This window comes from Streptococcus sp. ELY_125 (assembly GCF_058314535.1).
In genome coordinates this window covers 32,828-57,686 of record NZ_JBZFUM010000009.1, presented here as the reverse complement: position 1 = coordinate 57,686, position 24,859 = coordinate 32,828, and the positions used below count along the sequence as shown (strand labels likewise).

Sequence of the window (24,859 nt, the reverse complement as noted above, 5' to 3'; positions counted from 1 at the left end):
GTTATAACTTCTTTCCGAAAAACTGTAATTTTCTTGAAAAACATATACAGGCGTGATATACTACTATCTGGATAAAAACGATTAAAAAACAAAGGAAAATGAACTTATGAAACGTCAACGCTTATTAGAAAAAATCGAGGAATTAAAGGCTCTTATGCCATGGTATGTTCTGGAATACTATCAATCCAAATTAGCTGTTCCTTACAGTCTGACGACTTTATATGAATATCTCAAGGAATACCGTCGTTTTTTCGAATGGCTGATTGATGCTGACATTGTTCAGACTGATAAGCTTGCTGACATTCCGCTAGAGATTCTAGAGAAATTAACTAAAAAAGACATGGAATCCTTTATCCTTTACTTGCGCGAACGTCCGTCACTCAATACCTATTCGACCAAAAACGGGGTGTCACAGACCACTATCAACCGTACTTTATCGGCCCTCTCCAGTCTCTATAAATATCTGACTGAGGAGGTTGAAAATGATCAGGGTGAGCCTTATTTCTACCGCAATGTTATGAAAAAAGTCTCCACTAAAAAGAAAAAAGAAACACTTGCTGCCAGGGCGGAAAATATCAAACAGAAGCTCTTCCTAGGTGATGAAACCATGGAATTTTTGGATTATGTCGACAAAGATTATGAAGGCAAGCTTTCCAATCGGGCCAAATCATCTTTCCGAAAAAATAAGGAACGTGATCTAGCCATTATCGCCCTGCTGCTGGCTTCTGGTGTGCGTTTGTCAGAAGCTGTCAATCTTGATCTGAAAGATATCAACCTCAATATGATGGTTATTGAAGTCACTCGTAAGGGTGGTAAGCGAGATTCCGTCAATGTTGCTGGCTTTGCCAAATCTTATTTAGAGGATTATCTAAGAATCCGAAAAAATCGTTACAAGGCCGAAAAACAAGATGTTGCCCTCTTTCTTTCTGAATATCGTGGGGTTCCTAACCGTATTGATGCCTCCAGTATCGAAAAGATGGTGGCTAAGTATTCCGAAGATTTCAAAGTTCGTGTGACTCCCCACAAGCTCCGTCACACGCTAGCTACTCGTCTCTATGATGCTACCAAATCCCAAGTACTCGTCAGTCACCAACTCGGTCATGCTTCGACTCAGGTTACCGACCTTTATACCCATATCGTCAATGATGAGCAAAAAAATGCTCTAGATAATCTATAAAACTTACGTATTATTAATTATGTAAAAATAATAGAATTTAACCAAGCACCTAATTTACCTCACCTATAATTTACTAAGAGGGTGAGGTTTTTATGTCTTTCTGATTAACTAGAAAACTAAGCATGTTTTCAGTGATAGAAATTCTTTATCGCAGAGATTGAAAATTAGAATAACCGAATCTGTTGAATTTATAAGATAGGCGAACTATAATTTACTCATTCATTGAAAACATCTATGTCATTGTTAAAAGCTGTTTAGCAATGACTTTGCCTATTATTATAAAGGAGGTCACTATGACAGAAAATGCTTTAGCAGGGTTGATCGTGGGGCTTGGTGTCATCGTTTTAGCCGTCTTGGCTTATTTGCATCGTAGAAAGACAGGATTTACAGCACTTGTTTTCACTGCCTTGATTGCCGGAACAATTTTTGGACTACTACTGCAGCTAAGTCTGGGTTCTGATCATCCGGCCCTTTCAACAGCACTCGATTGGTTAGGTATCGTGGGCAATGGTTATGTCAGTCTCTTAAAGATGCTGATTATCCCTTTGGTTTTCATCTCTCTCGTCAGCGCTTTTACCCAATTAGAAATCGCGCAAAATATTAAAAAAATTGCGGGAACAACCTTAACTGTTTTGTTAGGGACGACTGCTGTTGCCTCTTTGATTGGCTACCTTTCGACCATCTCATTTAGGTTACAGGGGGCTAATTTTTCAGGGGTTGCCGATAAAGCGACTTTGGCCAATATTCAGGAACATCAAGATGAACTCACAGGCCTGACACTGCCTCAGCAAATTGTAAATTTCCTACCAAGCAATATCTTTGCTGATTTTTCGGAAACACGTGCAACAAGTACTATTGCTGTTGTTATCTTTGCTATTTTTGTAGGTGTCGCCTATCTAGCTGTCAGAAAATCAGATCCAGAGAGTGCTGGGGTTTTTGCTAAACTCATCAAAAGTCTGCAATTGATTATTAATCGCATCGTTAAGCTTGTCCTTTCGCTAACACCGTATGGTATTTTTGCACTTATTACAAATGCAAGTGCAGTTAATTCTATAAAAACAATTGGACGGCTGGGTATCTTTATTGTTGCAGTCTACGTCGCTTTAGTTGTCGTACTCTTGGTTCATACCATTTTATTGCTAGTCCATGGTATCAACCCTATTGTGTATTACAAAAAAGCTTGGCCTGCTTTAATATTTGCCTTTAGCTCGCGAACCAGTGCAGGTACACTTCCTTTAAATGTTAAAATCCAAACAGAGTCTCTCGGAGTTGACTCGACCATCGCAAACTTCGCTGCTAGTTTCGGATTAACCATCGGTCAAAATGGTTGTGCTGGTGTTTATCCTTCGATGGTGGCGACGATTATCGCACCAGCTATTGGAATTAATGTCTTTTCATGGCAGTTTATCCTGACTCTTATTTTAATCGATGTGATTGCTTCCTTTGGTGTCGCAGGGGTCGGCGGCGGAGCTTTGTTTACAACCTTGATTGTTCTTGGAACCTTAAACTTACCGGTAGCAACTTTAGGGATTTTGATTGCCATTGATCCAATTGTTGATATGGGTCGCACTCTAGTAAATGTCAATGACAGTATCTTGGCAGGTGTCATCACAGCCAAACGTACAGATCAACTGAATGAAACTCTGCTAAGAGACATTAATATTACTGTCTCCAGTGCTTTATAACTTTCGGCCACACAGGAATAAGGTGATTTTTCATTTAATTGACTTGGAAATGAAGCCATTAAATCAATAGCCAGCTAGAGAATCCTTGCTCTAGCTGGCTATTTCTATGTATCTTGGTTATCTATTATCAATCGTTTCTGGATACAGATCGTGATTCATGAGACGGTAATTAGCCATTTCTTCATACTTGGTATCTGGCCGCCCATAGTTAAAATATGGGTCAATGGAAATACCACCGCGCGGGGTGAATTTCCCCCAAACTTCAAGATAACGCGGTTTGAGGAGATTAATCAAGTCTTTACCAATAGTATTGATACAATTTTCATGGAAGTCACCATGGTTGCGATAAGAAAATAGGTAGAGTTTCAGTGATTTAGACTCTACACAGAGTTCATCTGGAATATAAGACAGATAAATAGTTGCAAAATCAGGCTGCCCAGTAATGGGACAAAGTGAAGTGAACTCTGGGCAGTTAAACTTGATAAAGTAGTCATTTTCTTGATGACGATTTTGGAAGGATTCCAGAATACTTGGGTCATAATCAAAAACATAAGGAATCTGCTGATTGCCCAGCAGAGTTAGGTCTTTGGTTTCTTCGGATTTCTTTGTCATGCTGCTGCTTCTTTCTGTTTGATATTTTGTTAATTAATGATGATGGTACCTGGCCGTTCTACTTCTCAGCTATTAGGCTGGTTTGAAAGGCAAACTCCAAGAGCTTCTAAACCCCTCTTTGGTTGTCATAGACTAGGGTGTGGAGTTGGGGCAGAACTCGGACGTTTCCCCAACTATCATCCTTGGCCACCTTGTCCCAAAGAGCGTGCAGGCGATCCAATTGATGGCGGACAATATCTCCCTCGGCCTTGGGTTCAGGATTGCCAACTGATAGATAAAGGACATCAGGCTGGTAGCGGGCTTGGATTTTTTTGGCGAAAGCTAAATCTTCATCGTTAAAGATGGGAATCTTGTAGGTTACTTTTTCAGGATCCAGCCTCCCCACAATAAAGTCCAAGGTTTCCATATTAACGTCCATCTTGCTGGAAGGCGGTTTGGGACTGATAGTAACTTGGTCAATATCTAGGAGCCAATCCTGCCAGCGAGATCCTTGGGTTTCGACAGCTAGAGTAATCCCACGATCTTTGAGCTTAGTAACTAATTCGGCCATATTAGCTGCCTGAAGGCAGGGATTGCCTCCCGAAAGGGTGACATAGTCATAGGTTCCCAGCTTGTCTAGCTCGGCGATGACTTGGTCGCTGGTCATACGGGTAGGCTTCTCTGAACCGTCCCAAGTAAAGGCAGAATCACACCAATCACAATGGTAGTCACAGCCGCCTGTCCGAACAAACATGGTCTTTTGGCCGATAGCCCGTCCTTCTCCTTGGAAGGTTGGACCAAAAATTTCTAAGATGGGGAGCTTGAGATTGCGTTTTTTTCTCATGCTAGGTCCCATTCCTTTCTAAACTCAGCATAAGAGCTAGGGGTTTCATAGAGCCGAACGGATTCTATCTGGAGGCCACGCTGGTCAGGGAGGTGAGTTTCTACTGTCTTATAAATCCAATAGACCATATTTTCTGCCGTCGTATTCATATAAGGCAGACTTTCGTTGAGATAGCGGTGATCCAGTTGAGGTTCTAAATGCTCCTTGTAGATAGCCTTGAGGTCACCGAAATCATAGACCATGCCCCGCTCGTCTAGCGTTCCACTGACAGCGATTTGTAAACGGTAGGTGTGACCGTGGAGGGATTTACACTTGCCTTCATACTGAAAGAGATGGTGGGCAGCATCGAAGGTAAAGGATTTTGAAACTAAAATACGCTTGGGCGCATAAACCAATGACTCACCCGTTTCTTCTTTAATTTCCTTGGGTGCTGAAAACATTACTGCACCTCCTTTTGTGTTTGTACCAAATAGGTATCTAGCCCATGCTGACGGAGCTTGCAGGCTGGGCATTCTCCACAGCCTGCACCGATAATGCCCTGATAGCAAGTCAGCGTTCTTTCTCGAATATAGTCAAAAGCACCTAAGTCATCAGCTAATGCCCAAGTTTCCGCCTTATCTAGCCACATGAGTGGTGTCTGAATAACAAAGTCATAATCCATAGCTAGATTAAGAGTGACATTGAGCGATTTGACAAAGACATCACGGCAGTCCGGATAACCAGAAAAGTCTGTTTCACAAACACCTGTTACAATATCTGTGATTCCTTTTTGCTTAGCTAGAACAGCCGCAAAGGAAAGGAAGAGGTGATTGCGTCCATCCACAAAAGTATTGGGAACTTCGCCTTCTTTTGATTCGATGGTCATATCTGTTGTGAGAGCGTTAGTTGTAATTTGCCCAAGCAGGGACATATCAAGAATATGATGATCGATTCCTTGCTCCTTAGCAATGCCCTTTGCAACCTCTACTTCTTCTTCATGACGTTGACCGTAGGCGAAGGTCACGGCTTCAACATGCTGGTAGTGTTTCATGGCCCAGAACAGACAGGTTGTTGAATCTTGGCCGCCGCTAAAGACAACCAAGGCAGATTGGCGTTTCATATATGAATTCCTCATTTCTCAACTGGTGCACATAAGAAAAAGCCTCTACCCAAGGGTAAAAGCCTGAATTTGCTTGTGTCGTAAAGCAGGTTTTTTTTAATGATGGCTTTTCCCAAACATCAGTTATTTGATTAATGCTTTATTATCTTAGCACGTTGAGAGTGGAAAATCAAGCTTTGAACCATAATAAAAGGAAGGCAACTGACTAGCTTGCTGCTTCCTTTTGTGACTTGACTATTTTTAACGACGATCACGGCGTGAGCGGCGCCCCACTGGCCTTGGAATTTCCAATTCTTCAGTGTCAGCTGAGTAACGCTCAGAGCGGCGACCTTGCCGATAATTTGCTGCTTCCTCTTCTTCTGCTAATAGACTTTCTGCTTCCTCTTCTTCTGCTAATAGACTTTCTGCTTCCTCTGCTTCGCTATCGATAACCGTCTCTCTTGCTTGGGAACTGATTTCTTCACGAGTATTTTCGCTTTCTGAAAAAGCGTCATCCACTTCTTCATTTTCATCCTCATCTTCGTAGGCCTGTCTGCGATGGCGAGGAGTTTCGCGTTCTCGGGACGGAGCATCATCAACGCGTCTAGAGCCAGATACGTCTTCATTTTTTGTCGCCTTAAAGAAATGAATCAAAAGACCGAGGAAAAAGAGTAGCTGCAGGACAATCCAGGCAGATACCCACCAGACGAACTGCTGAACGGAATCGTCCAGCTGGACGAGCTTGCCTTTACTAGCTGTAAAGTGAAAACCAATCCTTGTCGCAACCTGTTGAATGTGCCAAACATTCATGACAATAAAAGCAAATAATACAATAGAAGCTAGTAAGGTCAAGATGACAATAACACGTTGAAAAATATTTTTTGAACTTTGTGACATAATCAATCGTCCAACTTTCTTAAAAATCTGCTATCATTATAGCACGATTAAGCCTATTAAGCTAGGGGTTATAAAGTGTTTTCACCGCTATCAAGGGCTGTTTCAGCTGCCGTTTTAGCGTGAACATTATTTCTAATGAGCTTATAGACCGTTGCTGCAGTCGGGACAGCTAACAGCATCCCCAGAATTCCCCAGAGAGATGCCCCAACAGTAATGGCTAGAAGAACCCACATAGGAGGAAGACCAATGGAGCCACCAACGACACGCGGATAGATTAGATTGCCTTCAAATTGCTGAAGGACAACTAGATAGATAATAAAGAAGAACGCTTGTGGGACAGACTGGGTCATAATTAAAACCGCACCGATTGATAAGCCTATATAGGCACCGACAACTGGAATTAAAGCTGTAAAACCTACCAGTACTCCAATTGTCGCAGCATAAGGGATCTTGAAAACAATCATCCCCAAAGAACAAAGGCTCCCTAGAATAATGGCCTCAATCGTCTGTCCTCTAAAGAAACCATGAAAACTTTCGTGGGCAATTTGACGTACATAGTGAAACTGTTTTTCAATTTTAGGTAAATAAGCATGGACCAGCATATTACCCTGACGGCCTAATTTTTCCTTACCAGCTAAGACATAAATAGAAAAGACAAAACTAACAAAAACAGATATGAGACCGGAGGCAAAGCTTGTCACAGAAGTCAAAAGACCCGTTAGGATTCCGATCAGGGTTGCTGAAATCTGCTTATTGTAATTGGCCAAGAGATTGTTAGTAGTTTTGCTTAGGTCAATGTCAAAATAAGCTAAGAATCTTCTAATAGAAGGACTTTTTTGCACATCATCTAAATATTTTCCAATCCCCTTGATATCAATATTGGAGAGGGACCTTAAACTAGTCAATAAATCTGGCAAGACAATATAGAAAATCAGGAAAATAGCAACCGCAAAAGTCATATAGGACAGAACGAGACTGATAGCGCGTTTGCCTGGAATATCGCGGCCAAAAGCCAAGTACATAAGCTTTTCATAGCCACTCAGGACTATGTTAATGATATAAGCCAATCCTGCCCCTGTTAAAAATGGGAGGCTGGCCCGATAACAAGTCAATAAAATATCCTGCCCTACTGACCAATACGTCACGGTAGCGTAAATAAGAGCGATAACTAAAAAAAGATAACCAAAGTGTCGTTTTGTTAATTTCATAGGCTTATTATAACTCAAAAAACTTGCTGGCTCAACAGCTCTTTCAAATAAGGTATAAATGCATTAAAAACTTTATAAAAAATGAGTTTGGCGTAAAGTCAATATTCCATAAAATAGACAAACTCTTCTTTCTTGCTATTGCTGTTTTGATTTCTAGACAGAAGCAGCACCTGCCCTGATTTGATGAGCTTCGTAGAATCATTAAAAAACAAGCCTACCCTAAGAGGGAACTAAAGCTTGTCTTTTACTTTTCTATAATGTAATTTTTTCGAGATCCGCCAAGGCGCGCTCCGCAATTTTTTCGTAGCGCTCCTTCTTATCACGGATACGCGGACCTTCCAATTCCTTGATAATCCCAAAGTTAACATTCATGGGTTGGAAATGCTTGCTGTCGGTGTGGGTCACATAATGAGGGAGACTTCCGATAGCTGTCGTCTCAGGAAATACGAGGGGGTCTTGCCCTTTAAACAGCCGAGCCGCATTGATACCCGCAACCAGTCCAGAAGCTGCTGACTCAACATAGCCTTCAACCCCAGTCATCTGACCGGCAAAGAAGAGATTAGGATTTTTACGAGACTGGAAAGTCTGTGTCAGTAGATTAGGCGAATCCATGTAAGAATTACGGTGCATAACCCCGTAGCGGACAAACTCAGCATTTTCAAGACCTGGGATCATGCGAAAGACTCGCTTTTGTTCCCCCCACTTGAGATGGGTCTGGAAACCGACCATATTATAGAGACTGCCTGCAGCATTGTCCTGACGGAGCTGAACAACGGCATAAGGGGTCTTGAAGTCTCCATCCCGAGGGCCCTTGTAGTCATCAGGGTATTCTAGTCCAACTGGCTTCATTGGACCATAGAGCATGGTCTTGATACCACGCTTAGCCATGACTTCAATCGGCATACAGCCTTCAAAGTACTTTTCCTTCTCAAACTCATTGAGTGGAGCTTCTTCGGCATTGATGAGAGCGTCATGAAAAGACATGAACTCTTCTTTAGTCATCGGACAATTTAGATAAGCAGCTTCTCCCTTATCATAACGTGATTTGAGATAGACCTTGTTCCTGTCAACAGTGCTGATGTCGACGATTGGAGCCGCCGCATCGTAGAAATAAAAGCCTTCCCCACCATTGAGGGCATGGATTTTCTCAGCAAGTGCATCTGATGTCAAAGGGCCAGTCGCCACGACTGTGATGGCATCCTCTGGAAGTTCAGTGATTTCTCCGCGGATAACCTCAATGAGGGGATGCTTGCTGATTTCATCAGTAACCGCTTGGGCATAGCCCTCGCGGTCCACTGCCATAGCACCACCCGCTGGAACACGGTGATCTTCACCATTACGCATAATAATGGAATCCAAGCGTCGCATTTCTTCTTTGAGCAGACCGACGGCATTGGTCAAGCTATCTCCACGAAAAGAATTCGAACAAACTAACTCCGCAAAGTTAGAGGTTTTATGCTGAGGAGTGGCTTTAACCCCACGCATTTCATAGAGTTTAACCGGAATGCCGCGCTTAGCAATCTGGTAGGCTGCTTCCGAACCTGCCAAGCCCGCTCCGATAACATTGATGTAAGATTGAGACAAAACTAATACCTCTTTGCTAGGAATCCCTAGCTCAAATCTTTCTATACATTTTCGTCAGTAGACTAGGCTATTATAGCATAAAATCATTGAAATAAAGGGAACACGATGTTCTGGCACAAAAATCTAATATTGAAATCCAAAATAAAAAGTTGCAAAATTGCAACTTTAATAGTTAAGACCACAAATATTTCAACACCTTTAACTGAGTTGTCGATAAATTATCCAGTTTTGGAACCATTCGAAACAACACAGCTCTAAAACACAAGACATTCAAACGGCTATCCGTGCCCTGTTTTGGAACCATTCGAAACAACACAGCAAGTTAAAATAAGGCAGTGATTTTTTAATCCAGTCCGTAATCAACTTGAAAAAGTGGCACCCGAATCGGGTGTTTTTATTATACTGTCTGTATCTTAAAATATTTAAAACTGTTTATAAATATGAAAAGACGATTGCTAGAGAGCGTCTTTTCATATTCTTTTGTTCTGATAATTATGGGGCTAAGTATTCTCTTTAAATTTCCAAACCAATATGTATGCGTTTTCACAAAAATATGATATGATTCCACTGTGACAATAAATATTTTTTAAGGAGACTTCATATGAGTCAAGGTAAAATTACTGCCTCAGCGGCCATGCTCAATGTTTTAAAAACATGGGGAGTTGATACCATCTATGGGATTCCTTCGGGAACTCTGAGTTCTTTGATGGACGCCTTAGCTGAGGATAAAGATATAGATTTCTTACAAGTGCGGCACGAAGAAACCGGTGCTTTAGCAGCCGTCATGCAAGCTAAGTTTGGCGGGTCTATCGGTGTTGCTGTTGGATCTGGCGGCCCTGGTGCTACTCACCTTATCAATGGTGTTTACGACGCTGCCATGGATAATACACCATTCTTGGCTATTCTAGGATCTCGTCCTGTTAATGAATTAAACATGGATGCTTTTCAAGAACTCAATCAAAATCCAATGTATAATGGTATTGCCATTTACAACAAACGGGTAGCCTATGCCGAACAATTACCAAAAGTTATCGACGAAGCCTGCCGTGCTGCCGTTTCTAAAAAAGGACCCGCCGTTGTTGAAATTCCTGTTAATTTCGGTTTCCAAGAAATCGATGAAGATTCTTACTACGGTTCCGGGTCTTACGAACGTACCTTCCTAGCGCCTGCTCTGAATGAGACTGAAATCAATAAAGCTGTCGAAATCCTCAATCAAGCAGAGCGCCCAATTATTTATGCTGGCTTCGGCGGTGTTGGGGCAGGAGATGTCATCACTGAATTATCTCGTAAAATCAAAGCCCCAATTATTACGACTGGTAAAAACTTTGAGGCTTTTGAATGGAACTATGAGGGTTTGACAGGTTCAGCCTACCGCGTTGGGTGGAAACCCGCTAACGAAGTTGTTTTCGAAGCTGACACTGTGCTGTTTCTAGGATCTAATTTCCCATTTTCAGAAGTCTACCAAGCCTTCAAAAATACAGAAAAATTCATTCAAGTAGATATCGACCCCTACAAGCTCGGGAAACGTCATGCTCTTGATGCTTCTATCCTAGGCGATGCTGGTCGGGCAGCTCAAGCGCTTTTAGAACGAGTAAAGGCTGTCGAATCAACACCTTGGTGGCGTGCTGCTATCAAGAACAATCAAAACTGGCGTGATTATCTTACTAAACTGGAAACAAAAACTCAAGGAGAACTCCAGCTCTTCCAAGTCTACAATGCTGTTAATAAATACGCTGATGAGGACGCCATCTACTCCATTGATGTTGGAAATACAACGCAAACCTCTATCCGTCACCTGCATATGACCCCCAAAAACATGTGGCGCACTTCTCCGCTCTTTGCCACGATGGGTATTGCTCTTCCTGGAGGTATTGCTGCTAAGAAGGACAATCCAAACCGCCAAGTATGGAACATTATGGGAGATGGGGCCTTTGGGATGAGCTATCCAGATGTCATCACTAATGTTCAGTACAATCTACCTGTCATCAACTTAGTCTTCTCCAACGCTGAGTATGCCTTCATCAAAAATAAGTATGAAGATACTAATAAACATCTCTTTGGGGTTGACTTCACTAATCCAGATTACGTCAAAATTGCCGAGGCTCAAGGAGCTGTTGGTTTGCGAGTTGACCGTATCGAGGATGTTGATACTATTATTAAGGAAGCCGTCGAGCTTAACAAGGCAGGCAAAACGGTTGTCATCGATGCTCGGATCACACAGGATCGTCCCATCCCAGTGGAAGCCCCTCAGCTGGAATTGGATCCAAAAGTTTACTCAGATGAAGCTATCGCGGCCTTCAAAGCTCGCTATGAAGCCGAAGACCTGATTCCATTCCGTCTCTTCCTTGAAGAAGAGGGTCTAGAGTCTCGAAACATTAAATAATTCGATGTTCGAACCTTTGAATTGCTCTGCGAAAACTGCTTAACAAAGACAGTCACAGTCATTTCGAATTTTAGAAAAAGCGAAGGCCAAACTCCACTGGTCTTCGCTTTTAATTTTTGGATATTTGATAAACTAAAATTTTATGTTCACCACAAAAACACTTATCATTTAACTTTAAGACACTTATCCATCAACTTGAACGACAAATTTGCCTGCAGGCGGCTCTTTTTCTAGGGCCGTTAGTGCTAATGGCAAATCCGCAAAGGTAAAGGAGCGAGCAATTGGAACTTGTAATTTTCCTTGGGCAACCAGTGACAGTACTGCTTCTGCCATTTGTCCTAAATCCTGCTTTTGCTGCATATTGCCGCTTTGATGGGCAGCTCCTACAAAAGTTAGATGAACTCCCAAGCCGCGAGAAAACAATTTATTCATAGCACTAGCACTCGGCGGAGCAACAATACAGATTAAATCCCCATTGAATGCTAGCATATCAATATCTTTGTCCGCATAACTTTGCCCCAAGGTATTAATAATCAAGTCTACACCTAACCCAGCAGTTTGTTCTCTGATGACATCGGCAATATTTTCTCTTTCATAGTCAACAGCTACATCAGCCCCCAAACTATAAACGAAATCTTTCCTATTACCGGGGACTGTCGTAAAGACTCTAAGCCCAGCAATTTTAGCCAGCTGAATGGCCATGGAGCCAACACCGCCCGATCCAGCATGAACAAGTATGGATTTTCTGTTTGCTAGGTTTGCCTTACGATGCAGTGCTTGATAGGCAGTAAGCCCTGTAGACAAGAGACCTGCAGCCTCTTCAAAAGAAACATTTTGAGGAATTCTGGCCACTGTATAGGTTGGAGCGGTCGCGAATTCTGCAAAGCAACCTTGTTGGGCTAAATCAATATGAGCAGCTACTCGCTCTCCAATATCGAAGTTTTCAACACCATCGCCAACAGCAACGATTTCTCCTGCCATATCTAAACCTAAAATATGAGGATACTCCCAAGAAGCCACCCCTTGTTGTGCCAGTTTGTAATCAGCGGGATTCAAGCCCACTGTATGAACAGCGATTAAAACTTCTTCTGATTCTGGCTGTGGTTTAGGCACTTCAACCCATTCTAAATTTGGTACACCTAATTCTGTTTGACTAGATAAAACCCAAGCCTTCATAATGTCACCTTTATTCCTTTCTTTTAAGCGCTTTCATTATAACATATTTTTTGTGAAAGACTTAAGAAGTATTTTCTTTCCTGTCTCTTTTCTTACCAGCCTTCGCTAATAATCTAAACGACTAGATTGCGCTGATAGTTATCATAGGTCACTTACTGATTGGATTTTTCATAGCTGATAGTCACTAAAGCCATAATCTCCTTATCAGTCAGTGTATCATCCATGATTATGGCGATCCAATGCTTGTTCTTTTTCTTGTAGGGATGGTAAATCCCTTTTTGATGATATTTTTCTGCATCCTGCTTAAAGTTTAAGTTCAGATATTCGACCTTTTCTTCTGAATCATCTATAAGATTACTCCTTTTCCCCAACATGACAAGGCCGATCCACTTCTTTGTTACAGGGTTGCGAAAGATTCCATTAGTGTCATTGCCATTCTTACTTCTTTCTGGCTCTACTCCGTATTTCTTCTTAATCAAATCAGCAATTCTGTTTGTTTGAGCGAAAAAGAAATCGTCTTTTTTAAAGCACTTGTCCCTGATATCAAGAAGCACCTTTTGGCATTCTCCTTTCAAGGTAGCCAGAAAACTGCCAGTAGCGTCAGTATTTATCAAGATGTATTCTTCACCAAACTCCACTTCTATCAGTCTCGCATCAATTTTCTGATTTTCAACTAGGATGTGAAGGTCAAATTCATTATTGTGAATCAGCTTATTGTAGAAATATGAATTCCCTCTTTTTTGAAATCCATAGGGCAAGAGAGCTTCCTCTATTAACCCATATTTTGTAAATAATTCATCTGTTAGCTTCATACTTCATAGCCTAGCCTTTCTCTCGCATTTCATAGTATATTTGAGCTTTGGCGTTTCAAATACTTCATCAATTCTGAATCCAAGTTTGTCATAAAGTTTCTTGGCATTTTGATTGAAATCAAAAACAGTTAAGGTGATACTTTTTATATTTGCATCCTCAAAAATGAGATCCATAAATCTGCTCAGTGCTTCTTTCCCAAGCCCCATCCCTGTTTTTTGGGGGTCTAATACGAATCTCCCTATGTGTATATTTTTGTTTTTAACCTCTACTTTTTGTATCACACCTATAAATTCATCATCATTGAAGATTGAAAATATATTTGCTAATTCTTTTATCTTGTCATCATTCAATGGATAGGAAATCTGCGGTCCCATCCACTGCTCTTGGAAGTCCTTTCCCTCCTTATTAGACCATTCACATAACAGCAAAGCATGGTCTTTAGTTATCCCTTCTTCAAATCTGATAGCCATCTTACACCCCCACACAAATTCAAATTTGTTTGTTTCTGTTATACCAACTCTGTAGCGCTCTCACACGAACTTTTACAATCTTTTACTCACAGCATCTTCTGTTAAGCTCTGCTTTACCTGCCCTGCAGCTGAAAACATTCACTGTCAAGCATTTATCTGTTAGTCGGATTTTCTCGAACATTTTCGAGAAAAATAAAAGGCCCAAACAGCGGTTAGTTTTACTTATAGGGTACCATAATTGAAGGATAAAAACCTTTCTTTAGTGCGCTCAAAAACAACCTAAACTAAAAAACTATTCCAATTTATGTCGAAAAATCAACACTTTGGAATAGTTTCTTTTACTTTAGCACCTTAGCTGACTGATATTGTAAAATACCGCTACTTTTTGATTCCCCTATCTATAATTGTTCCAAAAACATTACTGATTATTTTCTGGAGGTGTTCCGTTTCCAGGGAAGGCCGGATGATGGCCATTTGGTAAAAGCGGAACAGTATCTTTAGGAATATGACGACGGGTTTCTGGATGAGGGGTTGTTTCTTTGGTTGCCCTTACCTTTGCCGGATGACCATCAGCTGTTGTAATGGTGTAAGTTTTTCCTTCCTTGAGATCTTTACTCGAGTAAACAACATTATCAAAATCAACACCAGCCTTGGTTTCGGCCACCACACGTCCCTTCTCATCTGTAATAGTAATAGTGTCACCAGCTAAGCCTGAGACGATACCGATAATATAGGCTTGCTTGGTTCCTGTTGAAAAGCCTTGAGCAAAGCCCATATGGCCGATTCCCCAGATGGTTCCACCCGAAGCCAGGCCGATACCATCATAATCTAAGGCTGAGCTGTAGTCAGTTTTAGACTGAATTTTGATATTGCCGCCAGTAACAGTCAGATTGCCGTTAGAATCAACACCATCATCATAGCCAATTCCTTCTATATTGGCACCAGAGAGGATGATAGCAACCTCATTTTTTATATCAGATGGACTGTTAGTCAGCTGGGAAAGATCTGCATCGTCCTTGGCAGTCCACTCAGTAGCATTAATCACATCATCGCCAGAATCAATGGTGATATTTCCTTTTTTCAGCTCAATATGACGGCCCTCAATTCCTTCGGAATCAGACTTAATGGTCATGGTCGTAGAGCCTTTAACCGTTACTTCGTCATTAGCTGTGATGCCTTTACTTGCGGCTGTGATGTTCACGGTTGAATCTTTGATTTTGAGATCACCAGCATTAACATCAGTATCATCGCCGACCTGAATACCATCATCACCAGCTGTGATAGTGATATTGGACTCTTTGATACTCACCTCTGTTTGGGCATTAATACCATCTTTAGCAGCTGAATTGAGATTTAGATTAACTTCCTTAGCCTCGAGTCCTTTCGCTTTAATAGCATGTGACTCGGTACTGGTCAATGTCAGAGTACTTTTTTTCTTACCAGTAATGAAGAGTGCTCCACCCGCTTCAATCGTTGCTTCAGACGATGACAGGGAGCTATCCGCTGAAACCTTGATAGCCAAATCTCCTGCAGAAGAAATAGTCGATTCCGTCAAATTGACAGCGTTGAGTTTTAGTTTGACCTTGCCCCTTGTACCGTCAGCGACTGCAATATGGTAGCCATTGGCAGAACCCGTCAAGGTGTATGTACCAGCTGCAGAAATAGTGACATTTTGACCATCAATAGTGACACGTGATGATGACGAGGTCGCACCAGCATCGCTAAAGGTGATAATCGACTTTTTCTCATCATCCTCATCTTCTTCGTCCTCGTTCTCCTCAGGTTCTCGGTTGTCGGCGATATTTTCAGATGATTCGATTTCCGTATCTTCGTCCTCCTCATCTTCCTCTTCGTCCTCATCCTCATCATCGTCTTCTTCATCGTAAGAAGCTGTTTGAATGGATTCAGACGGGACCTCTTGTTCTACAACATCTGCAGGTTGCTCATTAGCTTGAGCAGCCTCGTCAATTTGGTCAGTCTCATTATCCACATTCACCTCAGACGCAGTCTGCTGTTCTTCTGTGCCTGTGCTTTGGTCTGTATCAAGATTGGCTGTCGCTGCAGCTTTGTCTTCAGCCGCAGAAACTTGGTCGGCTGAAACTGTTTGACCAGCTCCTAAAACAAGGAGAGCTCCTGCTAAGACAATTCCTGCCACTAGGCCTTTGGACGATTTACGTTTGCTGTCATGTCCCTTGGCTTTTGCAAAAGCTTGGCGGTTAAATAAATAATTTTTGTTCATAATAACTTTTAATCCTCCTAAATATTGAACTATTATACCAAAATTTATAAACTTGACAAATTTTAAAAGTAATCAATCATCTAAATAGGTCATTTTAAGATTAGTGTCTGGTTATTTTCCCCAACGAATAAGATAATGATTAATGGAATGGCGCACGGACTCAACTATCCAAACAACAAGAAAGCCAGACTAACTAAAAAGAACTTAAATCCCCTGCTATGAGACCTCAATTCTTCTTATAACATCAGTCAACTAGATAATTTCCCTGCAGTTTATAATTCCTATATTTTTCTCCTTGCAAAGTTAAAAATAGGATGAAAGGTCTGTTCCAGTATCGGTACTCATACCCCTTGGCGGTAAGTAAGTTTTAAAAATTTTCTTGCTCTTTCTAAATCTCTATCATAAAGAGCGATATGTCCTCACTTGATCGCAAAACTCTCTCGCTGACCAATCCAATCTAGATCAAAATTCTACAGGATTTCCTAAAATTATAAAAATCAGTAGGCATAATTATTAGCCCTTCAAAAAAGCTTCAATAACTTGAAAAACGCCATTATCATCATGGTGAGGGGCTTCATGCTTAGCTACTGCTTTAACATTGGCAGGGGCGTTGAGCATGGCATAGCTTTCACCACTAATGGCCAGCATTTCCAAATCGTTATCACTATCACCAAAACTCATGACCTGCTCAGGGGTTAGTTTAAAGTGCTCAAGTACACGCTCTAAACCAGTAGCTTTATTGCAGCCGTCAACCACGATATCAACACCTCCGTAGCCACTGGTGACAGCCTTGAGGAGCCCCTTAAAAATCCGATTGAAATCAGTTACAACAGAATAAGCCTCTGCTTCATTAGTGGCCAGATTCATCTTGAAAATAGGGCCTGCTATTTCTCTCCACGAACTTAAATGATGGACATGACTACGCATAGCTTCCAACTGCTCAGGCTCAATCCCATCAAAATCAGGAATTGAGCTACCTCTAAGCATGTAAGTACAGACATCGCTCGTCAAACTCAAACTGTAGTCTCTCTCCTTACCTTCAAAAAACTGCAGAGCCTCCTCTACCAAGCCTTCTGCAATCGTGGTCTTAGATAAGGTCTGTCCCTCGATCATGATATGAGCGCCATTCTCCGCTACAAAATCCATTCGGTCAGTCAGCTCGTCAAATAGCATCTCTAAGCGTTTCATACTATTTCCTGTCGCAACAACAAACTGAATTCCTCTGGTTTCAAGAGCATCCAAAATCTTGATGAACCTCTCCTTATCATAAGAGCCTTTGGAATCCAGAAAAGTTCCATCCATATCTGCCGCAATTAACCGAATACTCATAATATTTTCCTTTCCAAAAAAAGCAGCAGGCCTTATCCTGCCATACTGCTTTTCCTTACTTTAATTAAAGAGCACTTCTCCATTGCTGGCGATAACTTCTTTATACCAGTCAAATGATTTCTTCTTGTAACGTGCTAAACTACCGCTGCCATCGTCGTTGCGGTCCACATAGATAAAGCCATAACGCTTGCTGAGCTGGGCTGTCGATGCTGAAACCAAATCGATTGGTCCCCAAGTCGTGTAGCCAAGAAGTTCGACACCGTCCTTGATGGCTTCGCCAACTTGAACTAAATGCTTTTGCAAATAATCAATGCGGTAGTCATCCTCGACAGTTGGTCCGTTAGGGCCATCCACTAAGACATCCTTAGCCCCTAGACCGTTTTCAACGATGAAGAGCGGCAACTGATAGCGGTCGTAGAAATGATTGAGAACTAGGCGTAAACCAACCGGGTCGATCTGCCAGCCCCATTCGGAAGCTTCCAAGTAAGGGTTAGTGATGCCACCCATAATATTGCCGCGGCCTGAGTTGTAGTTTTCAGGGTCGTGTGCTTGAGCCACACTCATGTAATAAGAGAAGGAAATAAAGTCCACAGTGTTCTTAAGGATATCTTCATCACCTGGTGCAAACTGGATCTCAATATCATTTTCTTCAAAGAAGCGCTTAATATAATTTGGATATTTTCCACGTGCATGAATATCTGAGAAGAGATAATTTTGATTTTCAAAATCACGAACAGCCAACTGATCCAAAGGATTTGACGTCATAGGATAGGCCGGCATAGCCAGTACCATACAGCCAATCTTGAAGTCTGGATTGATTTCATGGCCAACCTTGGTAGCTAAAGCTGACGCTACTAATTCATGGTGGACAGCTTGATAGAGGTCCTGTTTACTGAGCTCTTCGACTGGTGTGGCAATGCCGCCTGACATAAACGGCGCGTGAAGGACTGAATTGACTTCATTGAAAGTCAGCCAGTACTTGACCTTATCTTTGTAACGAGTGAAGACCGTGCGGACGTAGCGCTCATAGAAACCGATCAAATCACGGTTAGCCCAGCCATTGTACTGACGTGCTAAGTGCAAAGGCGTTTCATAGTGAGAGAGGGTTACCAAGGGCTCAATACCGTACTTGGCCAACTCATCAAAAACATCGTCGTAAAACTGCAGACCAGCTTCATTTGGCTCAGTCTCATCGCCATTTGGGAAAATCCGTGACCAAGCGATAGATAAACGAAAGGTTTTAAAACCCATCTCTGCGAAGAGAGCGATATCTTCTTTGTAACGATGGTAAAAGTCGATGCCTTCTAGTTTAAGGTTGTTCTCGGTTGGCTGATCAGTGATCAAAGGATTAAGGTCACCTTCTTTAGCAGGAATCCCACCTTGAGGGGTCACATCTTGGACAGACAAACCCTTGCCATCAACATCATAGGCCCCTTCAAACTGGTTAGCCGCTGTGGCACCACCCCAAAGGAATCCTTCTGGAAATACTGATTTTGTCATAATATTACTCCTTACTACTCTTCTATTAATTTACAAATAATAGTATAGAATTAATTGCACGGTTTTTCCGACATTATCCTTGGTAAAAATGATACTATCCTCTGAAAATATGCTAAACTAGAAGAAAGAATTTACGGGAGAAAATCCATGAAACAAACAGAACTACAGGATCTCAAAGAAGAGATCCAATTCAACCATCATCTCCTCCCCTACAACTACTATCATACTATCATCGAGAACGGCCGACCGGATACTCTCTTTCATTGGCATCCTGAAATGGAGCTTAGCTATATCTATGAGGGACACGCCCAGTATCATATCGACTACGATTATTTTGATACTCAGCCTGGTGACATCGTTCTTATCCGGCCTAATGGCATGCACTCCATTCATCCTATTGGTAATGAGCGCCAAGTTAGCGATACCTTTCAGTTCCATCTGGATATAGTCGGATACTCCATCGTTGACCAAGTCAGCCTGCACTATCTGCAGCCCTTGCAAAATAGTGATTACAAGTTTATTCCCATTATCAAGCCGAACATGGCGGGTTACGAAGAACTGCAGAGCTGCCTTTTTGCCATCTTTAAACTTGTCAAAGAAGAGCACCGCCACTTTGAACTTTTGCTCAAAGCTAAAATCAATGAATTTCTCTATCTGCTCTTTCATTATCGCTACGTCATTCGTAAAGTTACTGACGATGCCTATCGCAAGAATGAAAAAATTCGTGAGCTCGTTGACTATATCAATCAGCACTATGAACAGCCCATGTCTATCGAATTTTTAGCGGATATGATCGGCTACAGCAAGACCCACTTCATGGCCGTTTTCAAGAAGCACACTGGGACATCCTGCACCGAATTTATCATTCAGGTTCGCCTCAGCAAGGCTTGCTACGAGCTGATCAATTCCAGCCAATCTGTTCTTGAAATTGCAACCAAGGTCGGTTTTAACAACCTTTCCAACTTTAACCGCCAGTTCAAACATTACTACCAGATGACCCCCAGCCAATACCGTAAGCAGCAAAAGCACCAACAAAGTGGAGCGGCCATGGTCAATCCTGCAAAAAATAGCTAGCCTCTTTGAAAATCTCATGGCAAATTGTTGGTACTTAGGATGTGAGAATGAGATCAACTTAGATAATTGCTGTGCAATCGTTAGCCTGCCCCTCTCTTTCTGATTTCTCTAACTAGTACAAAATAATAGACTTAAATTGTCAAATTAAGTTGGACAGTTTCACCTGACTCAGAAAAACATGATAAGGGGTTTGATAATTTAGAGATTTTCTAGGAATTCTATTTCTCTTATCAGCTATAGCTGATAAGGTGTTTTGTGAAACACCTTTAAAATCCATTTGCTTAGGTAGTCCATATCTCCTTAAAAGACCGTTAGAATGCTCATTAAGGCCTCGTTGCCCAGGGCAACCAGGATCCGCAAAGAAGATATCAATATCATGTTGATTTGAAATGGATTTCCAGTTAGAAAGTTCTTTTCCACAGTCAAATGTGATGGACTTGAACAGATGTTTGGGAAATCGGGAGAGCCAGCGATTGATTGAGTATTCAATATCACTAGCCTTTCTCCCTGCGGTTTGAAGCGTGATAATAGCTTTGGATTGTTTCTCAACTAGAGTAATCACCGCACTCTTGTGATTCTTACCAACGATGGTATCACCTTCAAGATGACCAAACTCAGTGTCAAAGTCTGGATAAACTGTCGACCTTTCACGGATGTCTCTACGAAAGGCTTGCTTCCCTCGTGTTTCTTTTTTCCCATTGGGTTTGCGTTTTCCCTTCCAAGGGAGCTCTTGTTTGTCAAAGATCCCTCGGTCAGCTAAACGATAGAGAGTCCGCATCGAACAAGCAATAACATCAGCGTAAACGCCCTTGATGACATCTAAGCTCCAATCCCGTTTCAGATGATCATCAATGAGCTTTTTCTCAGGCTTTGATAATTGTGTTTGTCGACGGCCACAGCGCTTTTTATTCGTTTTGTACTGGTCATAGTAATCATAGGCTGAGTGATCTTCTTTTAGAAAGTGGATGACCTTGTAAATGGTTTGCTTAGATCTCCCTAGAGATTTTGCAATATCGCCAACTTTCTTGTTTTCTTGGTAGTAAGCCTCTATCATTACGAGTTCATTTGTGGTAAGATGGGTGTAGGTCATTTATGGTAGTTCCTCTCAGACAAATGTGGTGTTTATCTGAGCCTAACATAAATGGCTTTTTTCTGTCTAGCTTAATTTTACAAATTGGGAGATAAAAAAAGCTTGAGTTCTAGATGTTAATAAGAACTCAAGCTTTTTAGCATGATTATCCAGCTACAACACTTTGCTATTTCATTATTTTTGACCTCAGTCTACGGTAAGAATGATTCTTTTGTAGGCTTTTAGATTATGCTCCCCATCATCCTGTACCTCAGCGATGATATGAAAGGTATCACCTGATTTAGCATTTTTAGGAATGGTAAATGAGACAGTCTTAGTATGATTTCCAGAAAGTTCAATTGGATCAACAACGTCTCCATCATCTAAAGGTCGAACCAAGTCTAATTGTAAACCATCAGCTTCGACCTTTTTGACCTTGCTTTTTCCGCTGGATTCTTGATAGCTATCGGCTTCAAAATATCGCCACCAATTATAAGTTAGTTTATCCTTATCAGGATCTGTACCTTTTGCAGTTAAAGTTACTTTTTCTCCAGCTTTTACATTTTTATCATAGTTCTTGATAGCAATTCTGGGAGCGTGGTTGGCATCTGAATAATTCGAAGCAGTTCCCCAATCGACACGGGCAGCAAAATCATTTTCAATATCATCAATCCAGCGAGTCAGGGTATAGGAAGCTTCAAATTGTTTTGAATAGGGATTATAGTCAAGAACTGTATTTTGGTAAAGCGACTTATTTTTCTTTGAAAATCTACCGCCCCATCCCCCGTATTCTGGATGTGCAACATCTCCTAAGCCGTTATTAAATAAATAGAAGTATGAAGGTGAGTCGCCCTCTGAAATAAAATCATACGGTTTATAATTAGGATTATTCACGAGGTAATCTTTCGAACCGCGCTGTTCTTCAGCCAGTTCACCGTCTATCATTTTGCCATCCCCCATCGAAGCATATAAATCCATTAGCGGACCGTGGTTTTGAAGGAGATTTTCTTTTTGCCAATCACCATGCAAAGTTTTATTCAATTCTTCACTATGGGACTGCCAAGCATAGGCGAAATGCCAAAAATTAGAGCTGTCATTTATGACCATCAATTTTGGCCAATGTTTGGCAATATACTCCTTATAGGTCTCATCTTGATCAAGGATGATATACAAAACTAATTTGTTATAGACTTTTTGCTGAATATTTTTCCAATCCCTTGAATCCTTATAGGTCTCTTCAATGGATTTGAGGGCTCGAGCCGTTGTGTTAGTTCCTCCCCACGTTTGTACATAAATCGGTTTTTTAGAATTATCTAGGAATAGTTTTTCAAGAAAGCGCGAACCTTCAGTCTCCTCCTTCATGTCGCCTTTGTTTTTTATATTGCCAATCTTAGTTATTTTCTTTAATTCAGACGCTTTTGGATAGCCCTTAGCGTGTTTTCTAAGATTTGGCTGTATCTCATCATAAGCATTCAACATGTCATTAATCCAGTCCGTACCTGTCCATCGATATGCTTCAATCCCTTTTTCTTTGTCTCCTGCATAATGGTAAGTTGAACTTGTTAAAACAATTCCAGAAAGGTCTAACTCATTTGAATAATATAAATAACGAATCATTGAGTTCATATCGTCGACCTCACCATCAGTTGTAATGACGGTTCGGTAATTGGAAGCTTTGAGTGGATTAATGGCTTTTATAGCGCTAGAGTTCTTCAATTGACTACAAGCGACTAAGGCTAAACCAATGATCGCAAGCGCAGTAAATTTTAAAAATTTCATACTTATCACCCCAAAAAACAATACGAATTATTTTTATAATACCTATAGCCAATCAGGCTTATTAAAAGCCAATGTGCTAAATGATATATTAATGTTGGCAAGTGTTTATTAAAGTCATTTGAGCTTGGCTTTCCGCTCCGTTGAGCCACTGCCTATTTGTTTTACAAGATATTATTCGCCTATCTTTCGTCAATCGGTTGGCTGAACCAGCGGCCATTGAGGACATTGTGGTTAAGGTAATCTTTTGACTCTTGAGAAATGCTAGTGTCAGCATCCATTTGATTCAGCACATCTTGGGCGGTTTGGGTATCTCTTGTCGCCTTAATATCAGCCTTATCTTTTGTTGCGTCAATCGTGAGAACTTCTCCATCGGAAGTCCATGGTTTCCATGAAACCAGCCCTTTTTGGTTAGGATTTCCATCAGCTAAGAAGGCTTTGAGGTAGGTCTTGAAAGCTTGAGACATATCCCTGCCCCCTTGGGTTTGGAAATAGTCACCGATATAGTCTTGATAATTAGACGGTTTTTGCAGCATGGGCTCAAAGATACCATGGAAGGAACCCAGTGTCTTGGTCAAGTCTGGTGTCACCTCAGCATTATCACCATAATAGATCTGACCGACATAAATATTTGACTGATACTTGCCCTCCATTTGTCGCGTACTATCAATGGTATTAGACATGCGGTAGAGCTGACCGCCGTACTTTTTAGCATAAGTAAATTCGGCTGTCTTTTCAGAATTTTTGAAAAGGTTGCCACTCTTAAAGTCTTCTTGGAAGTAAGGATCACTGGCTGCAAACATCGAGAACTCGTCTGTACCGCTTATCAACATCAATGGCACATCATTGTAAGTTTTAGTAGCAAATCCTTCCTTAGGGATAACAGTACCGTCCTTATAAAGATGGGGGAAAACAGACATCCGAATACCGGCATTTCCCATCAGTTTTGCTAAGCGTTTAGCATCAACTTTGTAGAGGTAATTGCGTACATCATGACTATCAGTCTGAAGCCAACTTTGTGCCTCTTCTTCGCTGGTCTTTACTCCATCTTCAACAACCAATGGTGCAATTGCTTTGGCAAAGGTTACCTGACTAGGGGCCGTATCCGCCAAAGTCATACCGCCACTAAAGGAAATGGCCTTATCATACTTATTTTTAAAGAGAGGGGAGATAAGAGTCGCCATGACATCGCGGCCACCAGCAGAAAAGCCCGCCAGAGTGATGTTATTTTTATCGCCACCAAAGGTTTCAACATTTTCCTTGACCCAATCCAAGGCCGCTGCAATATCAAGTAAGCTATAGTTACCGGAATTTTCCTCAGCCGTGCCTGTTTTCAGAGCCTGCAAGGGATTGAAACCGAGAGCTCCAAGGCGATAATTGACAGAGACATAGACAGCGTCAATATCTTTAACAAAACTATTTCCTTTTATTTCTTGAGCAGAGCCAGTCTGATTATTTCCGCCGTGGATAAAAACAATGACTGGAAGCTTCTTTTTATTATTATCTGGTCGTACGACATCCAAATTTAGGGCATCTTCCGAACCTGTAACTTTACCATTTGAAAATTGGATACTTTGTTTACCAGCTTTAGTAGCATCTCTGGTTCCCTTCCAGTCTTCAACCTTTTGTGGCGCCTTCCATCGAAGTTTTTTAACGGGGGCCTTAGCGTAAGGAATCCCCAGCCATTCGATGGCCTTATTCTTGGCATCTTTATGTCCCTTTAATTTTCCAGAAGCAACAGTCTTTTCAACCTTATTATCAAAATGATTCTTGCTGCTATTGACCGATTGGCAAGCAGCCAATGTCACTAAAGCAAGTCCAATCATAAGATATTTTAAATATTTCTTCATAGTCGTTTCCTCCGCTAGTTTATCAACTAGTTTCTTTTAAAACTTGGATCGTCCACCCTTGTCAGCGCTTACATTTTTCCTTAAAAATATGATGCTAGAGGAACTCCCTAACATCA

20 protein-coding genes are annotated in these 24,859 nt (G+C 41.4%); 4 read left to right on the top strand and 16 right to left on the bottom strand.

Going from position 1 to position 24,859, the window contains the following annotated elements:
* Positions 1-106: 106 nt before the first annotated feature.
* Positions 107-1,177 (top strand): tyrosine recombinase XerS, encoded by a 1,071-nt coding sequence (gene xerS, locus AC4HAL_RS05310; protein WP_165211051.1) that lies wholly within the window; start codon positions 107-109, stop codon positions 1,175-1,177.
* A gap of 293 nt (positions 1,178-1,470) precedes the next feature.
* Positions 1,471-2,862: a cation:dicarboxylate symporter family transporter gene (locus AC4HAL_RS05305; RefSeq protein WP_491093312.1), complete on the top strand. Its 1,392-nt coding sequence runs from the start codon at positions 1,471-1,473 to the stop codon at positions 2,860-2,862.
* Positions 2,863-2,979: 117 nt separating this feature from the next.
* On the opposite strand, the gene queF is transcribed toward AC4HAL_RS05305, so the two are convergent.
* From queF to trmFO, 7 genes are all read right to left on the bottom strand, one after another.
* On the bottom strand, positions 2,980-3,474 hold the full coding sequence (gene queF, locus AC4HAL_RS05300; RefSeq protein WP_165211045.1) for a preQ(1) synthase: 495 nt from the start codon (positions 3,472-3,474) through the stop codon (positions 2,980-2,982).
* Positions 3,475-3,580: 106 nt separating this feature from the next.
* Entirely contained in the window at positions 3,581-4,297 is a 717-nt protein-coding gene (queE, locus tag AC4HAL_RS05295; RefSeq protein WP_491093311.1) for a 7-carboxy-7-deazaguanine synthase QueE, read from the bottom strand.
* Positions 4,294-4,737, bottom strand: coding sequence for a 6-carboxytetrahydropterin synthase QueD (queD, locus tag AC4HAL_RS05290; RefSeq protein ID WP_491093310.1), 444 nt, complete (start codon positions 4,735-4,737; stop codon positions 4,294-4,296). The genes queE and queD overlap by 4 nt, the downstream gene beginning before the upstream one ends.
* The gene (gene queC, locus AC4HAL_RS05285; protein ID WP_491093309.1) at positions 4,737-5,396 is read right to left on the bottom strand and encodes a 7-cyano-7-deazaguanine synthase QueC; all 660 of its coding nucleotides are present in this window, start codon (positions 5,394-5,396) and stop codon (positions 4,737-4,739) included. Before queC ends, queD begins: the two co-directional genes overlap by 1 nt.
* 240 nt (positions 5,397-5,636) lie before the next feature.
* Positions 5,637-6,272, bottom strand: a complete 636-nt coding sequence (locus AC4HAL_RS05280; protein WP_491093308.1) for a hypothetical protein — start codon at positions 6,270-6,272, stop codon at positions 5,637-5,639.
* Between the two features lie 68 nt (positions 6,273-6,340).
* Complete coding sequence (locus AC4HAL_RS05275) at positions 6,341-7,480, bottom strand: AI-2E family transporter (RefSeq protein WP_491093307.1); 1,140 nt, start codon at positions 7,478-7,480, stop codon at positions 6,341-6,343.
* 252 nt (positions 7,481-7,732) lie between these two features.
* Positions 7,733-9,064, bottom strand: a complete 1,332-nt coding sequence (trmFO, locus tag AC4HAL_RS05270) for a methylenetetrahydrofolate--tRNA-(uracil(54)-C(5))-methyltransferase (FADH(2)-oxidizing) TrmFO (RefSeq protein WP_491093306.1) — start codon at positions 9,062-9,064, stop codon at positions 7,733-7,735.
* Between the two features lie 601 nt (positions 9,065-9,665).
* On the opposite strand from trmFO, the gene spxB reads away from it, so the two are divergent.
* The gene (gene spxB / locus AC4HAL_RS05265; protein WP_491093305.1) at positions 9,666-11,447 is read left to right on the top strand and encodes a pyruvate oxidase; all 1,782 of its coding nucleotides are present in this window, start codon (positions 9,666-9,668) and stop codon (positions 11,445-11,447) included.
* Between the two features lie 183 nt (positions 11,448-11,630).
* Here spxB and AC4HAL_RS05260 read toward each other — a convergent pair whose 3' ends face one another.
* The 6 genes from AC4HAL_RS05260 to AC4HAL_RS05235 form a co-directional block, all read right to left on the bottom strand.
* Positions 11,631-12,623 (bottom strand): zinc-binding dehydrogenase, encoded by a 993-nt coding sequence (locus tag AC4HAL_RS05260; RefSeq protein ID WP_491093304.1) that lies wholly within the window; start codon positions 12,621-12,623, stop codon positions 11,631-11,633.
* A 152-nt stretch (positions 12,624-12,775) separates the two neighbouring features.
* A complete protein-coding gene (locus tag AC4HAL_RS05255) occupies positions 12,776-13,435 on the bottom strand; it encodes an MmcQ/YjbR family DNA-binding protein (protein ID WP_491093303.1) in 660 nt (219 codons plus the stop codon).
* Between the two features lie 3 nt (positions 13,436-13,438).
* Positions 13,439-13,906, bottom strand: coding sequence for a GNAT family N-acetyltransferase (locus tag AC4HAL_RS05250; RefSeq protein ID WP_491093302.1), 468 nt, complete (start codon positions 13,904-13,906; stop codon positions 13,439-13,441).
* 418 nt (positions 13,907-14,324) lie between these two features.
* Positions 14,325-16,145: a carbohydrate-binding domain-containing protein gene (locus AC4HAL_RS05245; RefSeq protein WP_491093301.1), complete on the bottom strand. Its 1,821-nt coding sequence runs from the start codon at positions 16,143-16,145 to the stop codon at positions 14,325-14,327.
* 513 nt (positions 16,146-16,658) lie between these two features.
* Positions 16,659-17,474: a Cof-type HAD-IIB family hydrolase gene (locus AC4HAL_RS05240; protein ID WP_491093300.1), complete on the bottom strand. Its 816-nt coding sequence runs from the start codon at positions 17,472-17,474 to the stop codon at positions 16,659-16,661.
* A 60-nt stretch (positions 17,475-17,534) separates the two neighbouring features.
* Entirely contained in the window at positions 17,535-18,974 is a 1,440-nt protein-coding gene (locus tag AC4HAL_RS05235) for a glycoside hydrolase family 1 protein (protein ID WP_491093299.1), read from the bottom strand.
* 147 nt (positions 18,975-19,121) lie between these two features.
* Between AC4HAL_RS05235 and AC4HAL_RS05230 the strand changes: the two genes are divergently transcribed.
* Positions 19,122-20,048 (top strand): helix-turn-helix domain-containing protein, encoded by a 927-nt coding sequence (locus AC4HAL_RS05230; RefSeq protein ID WP_491093298.1) that lies wholly within the window; start codon positions 19,122-19,124, stop codon positions 20,046-20,048.
* Between the two features lie 139 nt (positions 20,049-20,187).
* On the opposite strand, the gene AC4HAL_RS05225 is transcribed toward AC4HAL_RS05230, so the two are convergent.
* From AC4HAL_RS05225 to AC4HAL_RS05215, 3 genes are all read right to left on the bottom strand, one after another.
* Entirely contained in the window at positions 20,188-21,138 is a 951-nt protein-coding gene (locus tag AC4HAL_RS05225) for an IS30 family transposase (protein ID WP_491093297.1), read from the bottom strand.
* A 186-nt stretch (positions 21,139-21,324) separates the two neighbouring features.
* Positions 21,325-22,896 carry a DUF1593 domain-containing protein gene (locus tag AC4HAL_RS05220; RefSeq protein WP_491093296.1) on the bottom strand — a complete coding sequence of 524 codons (1,572 nt, stop codon included), beginning with the start codon at positions 22,894-22,896 and terminating at the stop codon, positions 21,325-21,327.
* Positions 22,897-23,075: 179 nt separating this feature from the next.
* A complete protein-coding gene (locus tag AC4HAL_RS05215; RefSeq protein WP_491093295.1) occupies positions 23,076-24,743 on the bottom strand; it encodes a carboxylesterase family protein in 1,668 nt (555 codons plus the stop codon).
* Positions 24,744-24,859: the final 116 nt, after the last annotated feature.

What these genes read in the sequence shown, in the direction of transcription:
- xerS (WP_165211051.1), top strand. Translation starts at nt 107, where the DNA reads ATGAAACGTCAACGCTTATTAGAAAAAATCGAGGAATTAAAGGCTCTT.
- AC4HAL_RS05305 (WP_491093312.1), top strand. Translation starts at nt 1,471, where the DNA reads ATGACAGAAAATGCTTTAGCAGGGTTGATCGTGGGGCTTGGTGTCATC.
- queF (WP_165211045.1), bottom strand. Translation starts at nt 3,474, where the DNA reads ATGACAAAGAAATCCGAAGAAACCAAAGACCTAACTCTGCTGGGCAAT.
- queE (WP_491093311.1), bottom strand. Translation starts at nt 4,297, where the DNA reads ATGAGAAAAAAACGCAATCTCAAGCTCCCCATCTTAGAAATTTTTGGT.
- queD (WP_491093310.1), bottom strand. Translation starts at nt 4,737, where the DNA reads ATGTTTTCAGCACCCAAGGAAATTAAAGAAGAAACGGGTGAGTCATTG.
- queC (WP_491093309.1), bottom strand. Translation starts at nt 5,396, where the DNA reads ATGAAACGCCAATCTGCCTTGGTTGTCTTTAGCGGCGGCCAAGATTCA.
- AC4HAL_RS05280 (WP_491093308.1), bottom strand. Translation starts at nt 6,272, where the DNA reads ATGTCACAAAGTTCAAAAAATATTTTTCAACGTGTTATTGTCATCTTG.
- AC4HAL_RS05275 (WP_491093307.1), bottom strand. Translation starts at nt 7,480, where the DNA reads ATGAAATTAACAAAACGACACTTTGGTTATCTTTTTTTAGTTATCGCT.
- spxB (WP_491093305.1), top strand. Translation starts at nt 9,666, where the DNA reads ATGAGTCAAGGTAAAATTACTGCCTCAGCGGCCATGCTCAATGTTTTA.
- AC4HAL_RS05260 (WP_491093304.1), bottom strand. Translation starts at nt 12,623, where the DNA reads ATGAAGGCTTGGGTTTTATCTAGTCAAACAGAATTAGGTGTACCAAAT.
- AC4HAL_RS05255 (WP_491093303.1), bottom strand. Translation starts at nt 13,435, where the DNA reads ATGAAGCTAACAGATGAATTATTTACAAAATATGGGTTAATAGAGGAA.
- AC4HAL_RS05250 (WP_491093302.1), bottom strand. Translation starts at nt 13,906, where the DNA reads ATGGCTATCAGATTTGAAGAAGGGATAACTAAAGACCATGCTTTGCTG.
- AC4HAL_RS05245 (WP_491093301.1), bottom strand. Translation starts at nt 16,145, where the DNA reads ATGAACAAAAATTATTTATTTAACCGCCAAGCTTTTGCAAAAGCCAAG.
- AC4HAL_RS05240 (WP_491093300.1), bottom strand. Translation starts at nt 17,474, where the DNA reads ATGAGTATTCGGTTAATTGCGGCAGATATGGATGGAACTTTTCTGGAT.
- AC4HAL_RS05235 (WP_491093299.1), bottom strand. Translation starts at nt 18,974, where the DNA reads ATGACAAAATCAGTATTTCCAGAAGGATTCCTTTGGGGTGGTGCCACA.
- AC4HAL_RS05230 (WP_491093298.1), top strand. Translation starts at nt 19,122, where the DNA reads ATGAAACAAACAGAACTACAGGATCTCAAAGAAGAGATCCAATTCAAC.
- AC4HAL_RS05225 (WP_491093297.1), bottom strand. Translation starts at nt 21,138, where the DNA reads ATGACCTACACCCATCTTACCACAAATGAACTCGTAATGATAGAGGCT.
- AC4HAL_RS05220 (WP_491093296.1), bottom strand. Translation starts at nt 22,896, where the DNA reads ATGAAATTTTTAAAATTTACTGCGCTTGCGATCATTGGTTTAGCCTTA.
- AC4HAL_RS05215 (WP_491093295.1), bottom strand. Translation starts at nt 24,743, where the DNA reads ATGAAGAAATATTTAAAATATCTTATGATTGGACTTGCTTTAGTGACA.